14 protein-coding genes are annotated in these 14,788 nt (G+C 56.4%); 10 read left to right on the top strand and 4 right to left on the bottom strand.

What is annotated here, in order from left to right; translation table 11 throughout:
- Window positions 1-8: 8 nt before the first annotated feature.
- Window positions 9-1,325 carry a M23 family metallopeptidase gene (locus tag KIH26_RS11600; RefSeq protein WP_213446029.1) on the top strand — a complete coding sequence of 439 codons (1,317 nt, stop codon included), beginning with the start codon at window positions 9-11 and terminating at the stop codon, window positions 1,323-1,325.
- Entirely contained in the window at window positions 1,315-2,445 is a 1,131-nt protein-coding gene (locus tag KIH26_RS11595) for an anhydro-N-acetylmuramic acid kinase (protein ID WP_349627871.1), read from the top strand. The genes KIH26_RS11600 and KIH26_RS11595 overlap by 11 nt, the downstream gene beginning before the upstream one ends.
- Before the next feature lie 56 nt (window positions 2,446-2,501).
- Here KIH26_RS11595 and KIH26_RS11590 read toward each other — a convergent pair whose 3' ends face one another.
- The 3 genes from KIH26_RS11590 to KIH26_RS11580 form a co-directional block, all read right to left on the bottom strand.
- Window positions 2,502-3,752, bottom strand: a complete 1,251-nt coding sequence (locus KIH26_RS11590; protein WP_213445378.1) for a YbdK family carboxylate-amine ligase — start codon at window positions 3,750-3,752, stop codon at window positions 2,502-2,504.
- A gap of 8 nt (window positions 3,753-3,760) precedes the next feature.
- A complete protein-coding gene (locus KIH26_RS11585; protein ID WP_213445376.1) occupies window positions 3,761-5,302 on the bottom strand; it encodes a cation:proton antiporter in 1,542 nt (513 codons plus the stop codon).
- A 168-nt stretch (window positions 5,303-5,470) separates the two neighbouring features.
- A complete protein-coding gene (locus KIH26_RS11580; protein ID WP_213445375.1) occupies window positions 5,471-6,187 on the bottom strand; it encodes an SDR family oxidoreductase in 717 nt (238 codons plus the stop codon).
- A 39-nt stretch (window positions 6,188-6,226) separates the two neighbouring features.
- Between KIH26_RS11580 and KIH26_RS11575 the strand changes: the two genes are divergently transcribed.
- The 4 genes from KIH26_RS11575 to KIH26_RS11560 all read left to right on the top strand — a co-directional run bounded on the left by KIH26_RS11575 (window position 6,227) and on the right by KIH26_RS11560 (window position 9,537).
- The gene (locus KIH26_RS11575; RefSeq protein ID WP_213445373.1) at window positions 6,227-7,762 is read left to right on the top strand and encodes an AMP nucleosidase; all 1,536 of its coding nucleotides are present in this window, start codon (window positions 6,227-6,229) and stop codon (window positions 7,760-7,762) included.
- A gap of 273 nt (window positions 7,763-8,035) precedes the next feature.
- Window positions 8,036-8,296 (top strand): hypothetical protein, encoded by a 261-nt coding sequence (locus KIH26_RS11570; protein ID WP_213445371.1) that lies wholly within the window; start codon window positions 8,036-8,038, stop codon window positions 8,294-8,296.
- On the top strand, window positions 8,287-8,685 hold the full coding sequence (locus KIH26_RS11565) for a type II toxin-antitoxin system VapC family toxin (protein WP_213445369.1): 399 nt from the start codon (window positions 8,287-8,289) through the stop codon (window positions 8,683-8,685). Before KIH26_RS11570 ends, KIH26_RS11565 begins: the two co-directional genes overlap by 10 nt.
- 63 nt (window positions 8,686-8,748) lie before the next feature.
- On the top strand, window positions 8,749-9,537 hold the full coding sequence (locus KIH26_RS11560; RefSeq protein ID WP_213445368.1) for a hypothetical protein: 789 nt from the start codon (window positions 8,749-8,751) through the stop codon (window positions 9,535-9,537).
- Window positions 9,538-10,224: 687 nt separating this feature from the next.
- Here KIH26_RS11560 and asd read toward each other — a convergent pair.
- Window positions 10,225-11,064, bottom strand: coding sequence for an archaetidylserine decarboxylase (gene asd, locus KIH26_RS11555; RefSeq protein ID WP_213445366.1), 840 nt, complete (start codon window positions 11,062-11,064; stop codon window positions 10,225-10,227).
- 51 nt (window positions 11,065-11,115) lie between these two features.
- Between asd and KIH26_RS11550 the strand changes: the two genes are divergently transcribed.
- The 4 genes from KIH26_RS11550 (at window position 11,116) to KIH26_RS11535 (ending at window position 14,788) form a co-directional block, all read left to right on the top strand.
- Window positions 11,116-12,042 carry an ATP-binding cassette domain-containing protein gene (locus tag KIH26_RS11550; RefSeq protein ID WP_213445364.1) on the top strand — a complete coding sequence of 309 codons (927 nt, stop codon included), beginning with the start codon at window positions 11,116-11,118 and terminating at the stop codon, window positions 12,040-12,042.
- A gap of 173 nt (window positions 12,043-12,215) precedes the next feature.
- A complete protein-coding gene (locus KIH26_RS11545) occupies window positions 12,216-13,028 on the top strand; it encodes an ABC transporter permease (protein ID WP_213445362.1) in 813 nt (270 codons plus the stop codon).
- Window positions 13,029-13,071: 43 nt separating this feature from the next.
- Window positions 13,072-13,971, top strand: coding sequence for an acetylglutamate kinase (gene argB, locus KIH26_RS11540; protein ID WP_213445360.1), 900 nt, complete (start codon window positions 13,072-13,074; stop codon window positions 13,969-13,971).
- Between the two features lie 109 nt (window positions 13,972-14,080).
- Window positions 14,081-14,788, top strand: a complete 708-nt coding sequence (locus tag KIH26_RS11535) for a response regulator (RefSeq protein WP_213445359.1) — start codon at window positions 14,081-14,083, stop codon at window positions 14,786-14,788.

Genomic DNA, 14,788 nt, shown 5'->3' with positions numbered 1-14,788 from the left:
ACACCGTGATGCAAATGCTGCAGCGCCACCCACGCCGCGTGCTCGCGCTCTTGGGCAGCGTTTTGCTGGGCACAGGCGCCACCGCTTTTGCCGTGGCTACCTTCGTGCCCGATCCGAGCAGCGTGCCTGTGCGCCAGATCGTCGAGAGCGTGGAGCCCGCAGCAAGACCCGAGGGAGCGCAAACACTAACGGGCGCACCTATTGCGCCTTTCGTGCTCTACCGCAGCGACAGCACACGCAGCAACGACACCGCTGACAGCCTGCTACGCCGCTTGGGCATTCTCGATGCGGGCGCTGCGCAATTCATAAAGAGCGACGCGACTGCGCGCCAAGTGCTTCTGAGCCGCCCTGGCCGTAGCGTGACGGCCGAAGTCGATGCGAACAACGCGCTCATTCAACTGACCGCCCGCTGGACGCCTGATGACAGCGCGAATTTCCAGCGTTTGCTGATCCAGCGCAGCAATGGCCAGATCACGAGCCGCCTGGAGACAGCGCCACTCACAGCCAACACGCGCTTGGCTTCCGGCACGATCAAATCTTCGCTTTTTGCCGCCACCGATGAATCCCGCATCCCCGATGCCGTGGCCGTGCAGCTCGCGGAGATTTTCTCGGGCGATATTGATTTCATCCGCGCATTGCGCAAGGGCGATCGCTTCAGCGTCGTTTATGAAAGCTTGGAAGCCGATGGCGAACCACTGCGCGCTGGCCGCGTGCTCTCGGCAGATTTTGTGAACGCGGGCAAGACCTATTCCGCTGTGTGGTTCCATGAGCCGGGTGCGGCCAAAGGCCAGTATTTCACACTGGAAGGCAACAGCATGCGCAAGGCCTTCTTGGCTTCTCCGCTTGAATTCTCCCGCATGACCAGCGGCTTTGGTGGCCGCATGCATCCGATTGCAAGGCAATTCCGCATGCACAATGGCGTGGACTATGCCGCACCCACCGGCACACCGATTCGCTCCGTAGGCGATGGCGTGGTGGATTTTGCGGGCGTGCAGCGCGGCTATGGCAATGTGGTGGAGATCAAGCACCGCGATGGCAAGAGCACGCTCTACGCCCATATGCATTCGATTGCCGTGCGCAAGGGCCAAGCCGTCGCCCAAGGGCAAAACATCGGCACCGTGGGCTCCACCGGCTGGAGCACCGGGCCGCATCTGCATTTTGAATTCCGCGTCAATGGCGTTCACCATGACCCGATGACGCTGGCCAAGCAGAGCGAAAGCGTGCAACTCAGCGCTGCTTCTCGCCCTGCATTCAACAGCTTGGCGCAAGACGTGCGCCTCAAGCTCGCAGCCGCCGCCAGCTTGCAATTGGCCAGTGCGCAATAACGAATCAAGACTTTATATCGGGCTGATGTCCGGCACGTCAATGGACGGTGTGGATGCGGCTTTGGTAGATTTTTCAAAGCAAAAACCGCATGTCGCCGGCATAGAATCTGCGCAGATAGCTATCGATTTGAGAGCAAGCCTGATGGCTTTGAATAGCTCAGGCGCAGACGAATTGCACACCGCCGCGCTCGCTGCGAATGCGCTCATGCGCCTCTATGCGCAAGCCGTGAATGCACTGCTTGCTAAGACTGGCCTCAAGCCCCAAGACATTCGCGCCATCGGCGCACATGGGCAAACCGTGAGGCATCGGCCTCAGATGTTTGATGGCACGGGCTACACGATTCAGCTGTGCAACCCATCCTTGCTCGCCGAACTCACGGGCATCGATGTGGTGGCGGATTTGCGCAGCCGCGATGTGGCCGCCGGTGGGCAAGGCGCGCCGCTGGCGCCCTTCTTTCATCGCGCTTGGTTTGCACAAGAGAGCACGGTGGGCGTGCTCAATATCGGTGGCATCAGCAATCTCACGGTGTTGCAAAGCGATGGCAACACGCTTGGCTTTGATTGCGGGCCGGGCAATGCGCTGATGGATTTTTGGATTCACAAACATGGCGGGCAGAGCTTCGATGCAGGCGGCGCTTGGGGCGCGGGCGGGCAGATCATTTCCGCGCTTTTGGAGCAGATGCTGGAGGAGCCTTACTTCGCTTTGCCTTACCCGAAGAGCACAGGGCGGGATTTGTTTAACCCCGAATGGCTTGCTAAACATCTGGCGAACTTTGCCGATGCCAAGCCCCAAGATATTCAAAGAACATTGCTCGAACTAACCGCCAGCTCAATCGCCACCTGCGCAAGCAGCTATGAAAAACAGAGCAATCAAACTTTGAAGGAGCTGATCGTCTGCGGCGGTGGCGCGTTCAACACGGCGCTCATGCAGCGCTTGCAAGCCTTGTTGCCAGAAACAAACGTGATCAGCAGCGCACAGCGTGGCTTGCCGCCGCAAGATGTGGAGGCTGTGGCTTTTGCATGGCTGGCAAAGCAATGTGTGGAGCGAGTTGCACTGCCGCTCACGAGCGTCACAGGCGCTCGCGGCGCTCGCATTCTTGGCGGTATCTATCCAGCCTGAGCCCGTCGAAGCCTCTCAGCAAGCCCTTCGACGAGCTCAGGGCGAACGGAGTAACCTTAAGTCCCCACCAACTCCAAACGCGGCTCGCGTTTGATTTCGGGCGCTGCATTCAAGCTCTTCGCAGGCTGCTTGGCAGATTGATCGGCAGCCCCACGAAACAACTCGGCCTGCCGAACCATCAACTCACGCAAATCACCACACTGCGCCTGCATCGCGCGCATCCAGCTTGCGCCGTTTTGATGCGCAGCTGTGAGCTCTTGCAGCATCATGAGCGGCCGCACCGTGCCCAGCTGCGCAGCCACGGGCATCAAGCGCGCGAGGAGATTGAGCAAGCTCTCTCCCAGATGCACACTTTGCCGCGCGCCACGCGACGCACCGATCTGCTCAATCGGGCGCGCATGCGGGTTGGCCAGCTGCGCATCAAAGCCAAAGCGGCAGGCTTGGAAGCGGTTATAGCCATACACACGCGTGCTCGCCAGATCGCCCACGGGCGTGGCTTTCTCGGCATCGGAATTGAGCAGATGGACAGCGAGCGTTTGCACCAATGCGCCTAGAGCTGCTGCCATCTCCACCGTGAGCGGCGTGTCAAAGATGCGTACCTCCACCGTGCCGTATTCAGGCTTGGGACGAATATCCCAATAAAAATCTTTGATGCTCTCCACAATGCCGTAGCTTTGCATCTCGCTGAAGTAGGCGTTGAAATCTTCCCAATCTTTCAAGCGCGGCATGTGGCCCGAGAGCGGGAACATGGCCACCGCATGCAAGCGAGAGGTTTCAAATGAAGTGTCTTCCCCTTGCGCAAACGGGCTGGCTGCGGAGAGCGCGATGAAATGCGGGATATAGGGCAGGAGGCGCTGCGTGAGCTCAATCGCCAAATCACCCGAGCCCACGCCCACGTGTACATGTTGGCCAAACACCGTGAATTGCTTGGCCAGATAGCCATACAAGCGCGAGACATGCAAGAAGCGCTCGGTGGGATAAATACGCCGCTCGCGCCACAGCGCGGAAGGATGCGCGCCGCCGCCGCTGATGGCGATGTTGAGCTGATCAGCCGCTTGCACGGTGCGGCTTCTGAGCTCACGCAGCTCTTCAAGCAAAGTGGCATGCTGGTGATGCACCGAGCTGTTGAGCTCGATCATGCTCTCGGTGATCTCGGGCTTGAAGCGATCAAAGCCGTCTTTGCTGCGATGAAGCAGCGCGATCAAATCTGGCGCATCGCGCGCGAGCGTGCCTTCGCGTGCATGCAAGAGCTGAAGTTCGAGTTCGACGCCAACAGTGAAAGGTTGAGAAGGTGTGAAAGTCAGCATGATGTGCTCTACATAGGGGTCATCAGCGCGTGTTGCGCTGCCAGCTGCGAGGCTGTAGCTGGCGAAGATGTGGATGGCATCTCTGTCGTATCCACCCGCGTTGGCTGCGTGCTGCTGCGGCTGTTCAGACCCGCAATCTCCTCGGGTGCAATTTCTCCGCAGCGCTGCAGCAGCGTGCGCAGCAAGAGCGGCGAGAGCCAATCAGAGAGCAGCAGTGCCACCACCAAGCTGCAAGCCAGCAAAGCATCGCCAAGCATGAGCGCAGGCCAAGCGAGCAAGAGCAGCGCCAGCCCAGTCATGGAAAGCGGTTGCATCGCCAGCCCCAGCGCAAAGCCCTGCTGCCAGCGCAGGCCTGCCCAGCGCGCGGTGAGTGTGCACACGAGCAGCTTGCCCCCTAAGCGCAGCAGCATGATCAGCGCCACGATGGGAATCATCATGCCTAAAGCGACATCCAGCGATGTGAAGCGCGCTATGCCTTGCATCCACAGTGCCACGAGCGTGAGCGCAGAGAGTGCAAAGAGCAGCAATTGAGAAATCGCCGTCAGCGCCGTTTGCAAGCCCTGTCCTTCTCGCCAGGCTGTGCCAGAGGGGCTGCGCAGCCCCAAGCCGAGGGCAAGACAAGCCGCCCAAGCGGGCGCACCCCACCATTGCGCCAGCCCCGCGCATACGCAAGCTGCGGCCACCAAACCCATGCTGTCGCTGCCCACATTCGCGCCATTGGCAGTGCGAGCGTTGCGCTTGGCCGTCTGCTCATGCCGCGCCAGCAGGCGCCCCAAAGCCGTGCCCACAGCCAAGCTCAAAATCAGCAGTAAGAGCGGCTGCGCCAAATCCCAGCCGCTGCGTTGAAATAAGGGAAAGCTCGGCCAGGGTGCGGTGAGCGTGATGCCCGATCCCGAGCTGGCCGCAGCACTTTGCTGCCAAGCTTCTGCAATCACCAGCAGCAGCGGCAGGCACAGCGCGGCCAGCAGCGTATTGATGCCGCCCAAATGCAATCCACGCGCGCTGATCTGCCCATCAGCCTGCCAATCAGGCATGAAACTGCTCAAGACCACGGGCGAGCTATGCGCCGCCAAAATGCCCGCCACTGCTGCCGCAGGCCAGGCCAGCCCCAGCATGATGAGCAAGCCAGCAGTGGCCAGCGCCGTCACGGCAAACTCAAGCACCGCTGTCGCCGCCAGCGCTTTGTTGCGCAGCAGCCAGCGCATATCCATCCGCTGGCCCACCGTAAAAAGCACCCAGCCCAGCGCCATATCAAACAGCCACTGCGTTTGCTCTGCCATGGCTTGCAAACTCGCGGCATCCAATACAAACAAAGCCAGCAAAGCGATCAAAAGCCCGCAGCCACCATAAGCCGTGCTGCGCAGCCCGCCCCAGCGCTGCACGCGATCGGCCACGCGCATGGCCAACCACAGCCCTGCGCCGATCCACACCACCGCTGGCATTTGCGCGAGCCAGGTGCTCACAGCTTTCACCACATCGTCCGCCCAAGGCATCCAAGGCTCTAGGCTAGCAAGCACGTTTTCCTGAAAATTGCTTAACCAAGTATTCATACCTTCACCATACTGGGAGGCTTGGTTACATGCGAAATGTGAATGTAAGAGTGGTCAACAGATACAGTTTGTTAGACTTTTATTTACTACTGATTTAATAGCACTCTGCGCAGTATCTACGCCGGTGAAGTGCTATTTTCGCTTTAAAAATACGATGAAAAAAGAGTTCTACCAAGGCAAAGCCTGGCCACGATAATCCACGAATCGACCGTTGTCTTGCGCTCTAAGTCTGTCAATCACCTGACATATTTCTAGTGCAGCAATTGCCGGCTCACGCACGTTGAGGCCGGTTTTGCTGAAAGGATCAGACAGCTGCGTGGCCACCGTACCGGGATGCAGGGCGATGCAGCAGGTTTGCTTGTTGCGCCGCGCCAGCTCAATCGAGGCGGTTTTGACGATTTGATTGAGCGCAGCTTTGGAGGCGCGGTAGCCATACCAGCCACCCAAAGCGTTGTCGCCAATGCTGCCGACTTTGGCGGAGATGAAAACTATTTTTGATTCGCCATCGCGTGGCAACAAAGGTGCGAAGTGTTTGAGTAGTAACGCAGGGCCGATGGTGTTGATGGCAAAGATTTGGCTGAGATACGCCGCATCCAACTGCGCCAAGCTTCGCTCAGGGCCTTGGCCTGTTTGGTGCAGATAGCCGGTGGCCACGATCAGATAGCGAAGCGGCTTCGCAGCGCACAGCTCTTTCAGCCATTCAGCGCTTGCTGCAATGTTTGCCTCATCAGTCACATCCAGCAAAGGCGCGCCAGCCTCGCTCACACTACGCGATAAACCCAGCACTTGCGAGAAAGCCCCGCTTGAGAGCAAATGCGCCTTCAATGCCGTACCCAATCCACCCGAAGCGCCTATCACCAGCGCCGTATTGCCGTTATCTGCCATCTCATATCGCCTGTCATACAAAAGTGCGTATCATTCTGCATGGAAAACTCAAATACTCACAACAACACACTGAATGCCCCCATCAACGGAACGTTGACCGCGCCATTCATTGCGCCGGGGCGATTCACAGACGCGCAAGCCGCCGTCAAACAAATCCAAGCGATCTACGACAACAGCCTCGCACATCTGCGCAGCAGCCTCGATGCCTTCGTCGCCGGCACACTCAAAGCAGGCCGCGTGCGCGCCTGCTACCCCTTCGTGCGACTGCGCACGCAAAGCCTCACTCGCCAAGCCACAGCATCGAAGCGCTTAAGTTTTGGTTTCGTGCAAGGCGTTGGCACCTTTGAAACCACGATCACCAAGCCAGAATTGTTTGAAGGCTACTTGCTCAAGCAGCTTGATCTGCTGCTAAAAAATCACGGCGGCGAGCTGGAGGTGGGCACAAGCAACGAACCCATCCCCATTCATTTCTCATTCGCTGATCACGATCACGTTGAAGGCAACATCCCGCCCGAACGCCGCGCCCTGATGCGCGATGTATTTGATCTGCCCGATCTCGGCGCGATGAATGACGATATCGCCAACGGCACCTTCGAAGCCGCAGGCCGCGCCCAGCCACTCTCGCTGTTCACCGCCCCACGCATTGATTATTCCCTGCACCGCCTGCGCCACTACACAGCCACCAGCACCGATCATTTTCAAAACTACGTGCTACTCACCAACTATCAGTTCTATATCGACGAATTCGTGAATCTCTGCCGCCAAGAGATGGCGAATCCGAATAGCGAATACATCGCCTTCGTCGCCCCCGGCAATGTGGTGATGCGCAGAGTTGGCCTGACCGCTGAAGAATTAGATGCATTAGGCAAAGAGCCCCCGCGCCTGCCGCAAATGCCCGCCTATCACCTCGTGCGCAAAGATCACAGCGGCGTGACCATGGTCAACATCGGCGTGGGCCCGGCCAACGCAAAAAACATCACCGATCACATCGCCGTTCTCCGCCCCCATGCCTGGCTCATGCTCGGCCATTGCGCCGGCCTGCGTAACAGCCAAGCCCTGGGCGACTACGTGCTCGCGCATGCCTATGTGCGAGACGATCATGTGCTCGATGAAGATCTCCCGCTCTGGGTGCCCATCCCCGCGCTCGCGGAAGTGCAAGTCGCGCTGCAGCAAGCCGTGGCTGAAGTCGCGCAGCTGCCAAAAGGCGAATTGAAGCAACTCCTGCGCACAGGCACAGTCGCCTCTACAGACAACCGCAACTGGGAGCTGCTGGATATGCGCAAACTCAGCCAACGCTTCAACCAAAGCCGCGCCATCGCCCTAGATATGGAAAGCGCCACCATAGCCGCCAACGGCTTCCGCTTCCGCGTCCCCTACGGCACGCTCCTCTGCGTGAGCGACAAACCTTTGCATGGCGAAATCAAGCTCCCCGGCATGGCGAATCAGTTTTACCGCGATCGTGTGGATCAGCATTTGCGGATTGGTATGAGAGCAGTTGAAATCCTACGCGAGTTGGGAGCTGAGCAATTGCATAGTCGCAAATTGCGGAGCTTTGCTGAGGTGGCGTTTCAGTAAGCTTGGTTGGTTTTCGTCTGTTGGACTCGACCCGCTCGCCTGCCACGTGACGCGCCTGAAAAAGCCGAGGCCTTTCTTCGTCAGGCGCTCTTGCCCGCAAGCGACGAGCTGCGATCTTTTGTAGCGATGATTACATGGTTGGCCGCGCCCGACCAGCGAAAGGCTTCGTTTTTTCAGGCTCATCACGCAGCGGATTGAGGTGGTTGGCGCGTTGCTTGAATTTGAGCATCTCAATTGCTATCATGATATCATTACGTCAGCGAGGTAACAATCATGACCGCACTCATCATCCGTGATTTAAACGACAACCTAGGCGCCGCCCTCAAGCGCGAGGCCAAAAAACGCGCCACCAGTGTGAACAAACTTGTGCAGCAATACATTGCTGCAGGCTTGCAGCAAAGCAGCGCCGTGGCCAAGCCGGGGCAGCGCAACGATCTAGCTGCCTTCGCTGGCCGCTGGAATAGCAAAGACTTGCGTGAATTCAATGCCGCCACGACAAGCTTCAACCAGATTGAGGCCGATCTGTGGAGATAAGCAATCTCTGCCTAGACACCAACACGTATTCCGCCTTTCTAGCTGGTAAAGCCGCCGCGATCAAGCGCATCGCGCAAGCAGATCACATCTGGCTTCCCGCACCCGTACTCGGCGAGCTGAGAGCAGGTTTTGCCAAGGGAAGCAAGGCTGCTCAGAACGAGCTGTTGCTACAGGAATTCTTAGCATCACAACATGTGCATGTAATAGCGATTGATGAACCCGTCACGCGCTGCTACGCCAAGATTTTTGACCAACTTCGCAAAGAAGGAACGCCTATTCCGACCAACGATTTATGGATCGCTGCTTGCGTCATGCATGTCGGCTTTCCGCTGTATTCCTTAGATGCACATTTCGAGCATGTGCAAGGGATTGAGCTGATTTCAGCCTAATAGCTCTTGTATTTCAATACGACTCTTCGATTGACTTTGAGTTGCAAATAGATAAAGTGCGATATGCAAGCAGAACTCCTACGTAAGCAATACGACTTCGAGCTAGAACAGCGAAACAGCCTAACCGCAGCTACAAATATTCCTTTAGTTGGCATCACCGTTGTTGCTAGTGCCTTATCCGTAATTTCAGTTGATTTTCGCTACGAGTTCGAATATTCAACCTATCTGTTTGCCATCTTCGGTCTTGCAACCTTAATTGCCATAGTATTCTCCATACACAGCATCTTTCGTTCATTCTGGAACTACGAGTGGAAGAAACTACCTAGATCTCAAGACCTTTTACTTCACAGTGAAGAACTTTATAACTGGCATTTGAAGAACGGTAGCAGCTCAATTGAGGCTAGATATCTATCTAATAATGATTTTCACGATTACCTTAACTTAAAGATCGCTGAGGCCTCTGATTGGAATGGTCAAAATAATATTGTTCGAGGTAACTATTTACATCGCTCTACTGCTGCCATTGCTCTAGGGATCGCGCTACTGCTTCCAACCGCTCTGATTTACGCGCACAATAAGGTTTCGGCTGAAGAGAAAGTTCACCTAGTTCGCCTTGTAGCTCCAAACTCAACACCTTCGAAGGAAAAATCGATGTCCAATAACCAATCTTCCGTAAACGCGGATCAAACTGCTCCTGCACCCGCAGCACCATCTCCCGCGCCAGCATCAACGCCAACAGCTGCGCCTGCCACTAAGCCTTCGGGACCGCCAAATTTGTTATTTAAGGGCAGCTCTGAGCTGACAAAACCCGGTGCTGATTCTTCGGCAATAAAAAAACTAGCTCCAAACTAAGACGCATGAACATCAAGGCTCAATTTTCTCAACCCGCTACGTGATGGGTCTGAAAAAACGAAGCCTTTCGCTGGTCGGGCGCGGCTAACCATCTCATCATCGCTACGTATGGTGGGAGCTCGTCGCTTGCGGCACAGAGCGCTACACGAAGAAAGGCCTCGGCTTTTTCGGGCACGTCACGTGGCAGGCGAGCGGGTGGTGTGTGACGCGAAGCGATGTTTAGATGACCGCATTACTATTAAAAGATGAGCACTCCACGCATATTCTATGCCGGCGAGAAATCTGAAAGTCCAGACACCAACAGAATACTAAAGTGATTCTATTTAGCTCATGCACTATGTAAGCAAGCAGCCTATTTACTGCCCATTGATCGATTTGTGCTACTCAAGGCAATTCCGTAGCAAAATAAAGCGATAAATAGATTAACCCAAAAAACCGTCAAAGGCAGTAACCATCCAGTTAATGCTGGGATCACCAATCTGTGCTGTGTAGACGGTATAGCCCATTGCAACAGCCCAACAGAAATATTAGGGATCAAGATGACAACTGAGTAAGTGATCGCAAAAATAAATGCAGCAGCTGCGTACCATCTAAAATTTGGCTTCCGAAACATATGAAAACATAGCCAAATCATCGCTAGCGACGGCAATCCACACCATACAAACAAAAGAACCCACTGAGTGAACATCATTCTGCCATTGCCTCACCCATCCGAATCCCACCCGCTGGCTGCCACGCTGGATTGAATTTCATCGGCATTTCAGGCCAGAGCATCACCACCGTCGAGCCGAGCAAGAAGCGGCCCATTTCATCGCCTTGTTTGTAGACGTGTTCACCGGGTTTGTAATTCCAAGTGGTCACATCGGGCAGGCGTGGGGGGTTGACTTGGCCGTGCCAGACGGTGGCCATGCTGCCTACGATGGTTGCGCCAACGAGGACGTTGACGAAGGGGCCGTGGGCTGTGTCGAAGACGCAGACGACGCGTTCGTTGCGGGCGAAGAGGCCGGGCACGCCGCGTGCTGTGGTGGGGTTCACGCTGAAGAGATCGCCAGGCACATAGATCATTTGGCGCAGCGTGCCGGCGACGGGCATGTGGATGCGGTGATAGTCTTTGGGGCTCAGGTAGAGGCAGGCGAAATGGCCGCCTTCAAATTCTCGGGCTAATTTTGCATCGCCGCCCACGAGTGCGGTGGTGGAATAGCTGTGGCCTTTGGCTTGGAAGATTTGATCTTTGTCGATGCGACCGAATTGGCTGATCGCGCCGTCAACTGGGCAAACGTAATCGGCCTTCGCGAGCGGGCGGGCGCCGGGTTTGAGCGGGCGGGTGAAGAATTCGTTGAAGCTTTTGTAGCTGGCGGGATCGGGGTTCGAGGCTTCGGCCATGTTCACGCCGTAGCGCTTGATGAACCAGTTGATGGCGGCAGTCGTCGTGCTTCCGCCTTCTGTAGAGGCGAGCTTGCCCATGAATTGCGTGAGCAATTTTTTCGGTAACAAATATTGGGGGAGGACGGCTAGGCGATCTGACATGATTCTGGTTCTCTTTGATGACTCCTCAAATTCTAGGAGCAAAATAGAAGCATGACTCAACCGATTTTCCGCGTTCAAAATCTTAATAAACACTTTGGCAGCAATCATGTGGTGCAAGACCTCTCTTTTGAGATTGCCGCGGGCGAATGCCTGGGCGTGATTGGGCCCAATGGCGCGGGCAAGACGACGACGATTCGCATGAGCTTGGGGCAGACTGCGCCCGATAGCGGCGAGATTGAGATTTTGGGCATGCGCATGCCACGTGATGCGAGCGCGATCAAGGCGCGGCTGGGTGTGGTGAGCCAGTTTGACACGCTGGATCCGGATTTCACGCTGGAGGAAAACATCCTCGTGTATGGCCGCTATTTCGGCATGCACAAAGCGCAGATCACGCCACGCATTCCGAAGCTGCTGGAGTTTGCCTCGCTCTCGAGCAAGGCGGGCGCTAAGCCCGGCGAGCTCTCGGGCGGTATGAAGCGCCGGCTCTCGCTCGCACGCTCCCTCGTGAATGACCCTGATCTGCTGCTGCTTGATGAGCCCACCACCGGGCTGGACCCACAGGCGCGGCATCTGATGTGGGAGCGGCTGCAAATGCTCACGGCGCAGGGTAAATCCATTTTGCTCACCACGCACTTTATGGATGAGGCTGAGCGCTTATGCCATCGCTTGCTCGTGATTGATCATGGCAAGAAGATCGCAGAAGGCAGGCCGCGCGAGCTGATTGCGCAGCATTTGGAGCCGGATGTGGTTGAGGTGTATGGCGTGGGTGCTTTGGCTTTGCAGCATGAGGCAAGCGTGACGCAACATGCCGCGCGTGTGGAAGTCAGCGGCGAAACACTGTTTCTCTACACCCGCAATTCAAAGCCGATGCTTGAAGCGCTGCAAGCCTTTCCGATGCTGCGCACCTTGCATCGGCCTGCCAACTTGGAAGATCTGTTTTTGAAGCTCACGGGGCGACAGATTCGGGAAGATGGTTAGATCACTTGAGCGACTATGTATCGCGAAAAACGCAAAAAATAAGACCGAAAAGCGCGAAAAATGACCTGCAATCTGGTTGAGTTCGCCGAAATAGTTTTCTTGTATTTTTTAGCGTTTTTTGCGCCCTTTCTGCGCTTTTCGCGTTACCTTCATCGCAATTGACCCATAACACCATGACAAACGCAATCAATCAAACCTCTATCTGGCGCATACCCAGCATCACCATGCGCTGGTGGCCCGTGTTTCTGCGCAATCTGCTGGTGTGGCGCAAGCTCTTTTGGCCTAGCCTCTTGGGCAACACGGCTGATCCACTCATCTCGCTCGTGGCTTTCGGCTATGGCTTGGGCACGCTCGTAGGTGCAGTCGATTGGCAAGGCACAGCGATGCCCTATCTCGTTTTCGTGGCCAGCGGCTACATGTGCACCAGTGCGATGAATGCTGCCAGCTTTGAAATTCTCTACTCCGGCTATTCGCGCATGGCTGTGCAAAAGACGTGGGATGGCATCATGAATGCGCCGATCACTTTGGATGATGTGGTGATCTCCGAACTGCTGTGGGCCACATTCAAAGCGGTATTCACAACGCTGGCCATACTCTGCGTGATGGCTGGCTTGGGTATCGTCAAGCACCCACAAGTGTTGCTGGCTCTGCCCATCGTCGCCATCGTGGCTTTCAGCTTCGCTTGCATGGGGCTGATCTTCACGGCGCTGGCCAAAGGCTACGATTTTTTCACCTACTACTTCACGCTCTTCCTCGTGCCGATGACATTCACCAGCGGCGTATTTTTTCCCCGCACGCAGCTGCCCGCTTGGCTACAAACCATCACGGATTTCCTGCCGCTCACAGCCGCAGTGGAACTCGTGCGCCCACTCTTCATTGGGCAAATGCCTGCCTCGCCTGTCAAACACCTGACAATCCTGCTGATCTTTGCTGTGCTGGCACTGTGGATTGGTTTGGCGCTGATCAGAAAACGTTTCAAAGCTTGAACTTGAACCTACAATCTTTTCCATCATCGATCTTGAGGCGACCATGACCACCACCCCCGACATCACCCACATTGCTCCGCGCGACAAGGCTGAAATTCTCGCGCAGGCGCTGCCCTACATTCGCCAATTTCATGGCAAAACCATCGTCATCAAATACGGCGGCAATGCGATGACCGATCCTGAGTTGCAGGCGGATTTTGCGGAAGATGTGGTGTTGCTCAAACTCGTGGGCATGAACCCGGTGGTAGTGCATGGCGGTGGGCCGCAGATTGAAACGGCTTTGAAGCGCTTGGGCAAAGAAGGCAAATTCATCCAAGGCATGCGCGTGACGGATGCTGAGACGATGGAGGTGGTGGAATGGGTGCTGGCAGGTGAAGTGCAGCAAGATATTGTGGGCTTGATCAACGCGGCGGGCGGCAAAGCTGTGGGCCTCACGGGGCGTGATGGTGGCTTGATTCGCGCCAAGCAACTGCGCATGCTCGATATGAAAGACCCCAAGGTTGAGCACGATGTGGGCCAGGTGGGCGAGATCGTGTCGATTGACCCAAGTGTGGTCAAAGCCTTGCAAGACGATGCTTTCATTCCTGTGGTGAGCCCAATTGGTTTTGGCGAGAAGAACGAGAGCTACAACATCAATGCGGATGTGGTGGCTGCTAAATTGGCAACAGTTCTTCAAGCGGAAAAACTCATGATGCTCACAAACATCAGCGGCGTGCTCGACAAAGAGGGCAAGCTGCTCACCGAGCTCACGGCGCGCCGCATTGACGAACTGATCGACGACGGCACGATCTCCGGCGGCATGATTCCGAAGATCGCTGGCGCGATTGATGCGGCCAAGAGCGGCGTAAATACGGTGCACATCGTGGATGGGCGTGTGCCGCATGCGATGCTGCTTGAAATATTAACCGACCAAGCCTACGGAACAATGATCAGATCTCACTAACCCCCCCGAAGCGCCTGCGGCGCCTCCCCCCAGGGGGCGCCTCTGGCGGCCTGGCAAAGCCAGATCCGCTGAGGCCGCTTGCACAGACACTGCTTTTTGGAGACAAGTTTTGCGCCTCTTACTCGTCGAAGATGATGTGATGCTCGCCAGCGGTATCAAGCTGGGGCTCTCTGGCGCAGGCTATGCGGTGGATTGGGTGGGCTCGGGAGAGCGGGCGCTGGAGGCTGTGAAAGCGGATAGTTTCGATGCAGCGATTGTGGATCTGGGTTTGCCGAAGATGGATGGCTTGGAGCTGACGCAAACGCTGCGCAAAAGCGGCCACAGCATGCCGATATTGATACTCACTGCGCGCGATGCGCTGCAAGACCGCGTGCAGGGGCTGGATTACGGTGCAGATGATTACATGGTCAAGCCCTTCGAGCTGCCTGAGCTGCTGGCGCGGCTGCGTGCACTCTTGCGCCGTTCTCAGGCTGCCACCTCCAGCTCCATCAGCTTTGGCCCGATCACGCTGGATACCGCGATGCGCCAAGCCCATGCGCAAACAGACAAGGGACAGCAGCCCATTGAACTTGGGCCTCGCGAATGGACGGTACTGGAATACCTGATGCTCCAAGCGCCCAAGCCTGCGGCCAAAGAAAAAATCTTGGCCGCACTCACGGGCTGGGATAAAGAGATCACGGCCAATGCGGTGGAGGTGTATATCTCTCGCTTGCGTGGCAAGCTCGATCCGCATGGCGTGGCGCTGCGCTCGATTCGCGGCTTTGGTTATCGGCTGGAGCTCGTCTCTGATGCTGACAGCGAACCCAGCACCGCCTAA

The sequence above is a fragment of the Variovorax sp. PCZ-1 genome (assembly GCF_018413605.1).
Lineage (GTDB): Bacteria > Pseudomonadota > Gammaproteobacteria > Burkholderiales > Burkholderiaceae_C > JANMDU01.
This window is presented reverse-complemented; position numbering and strand designations above follow the sequence as displayed.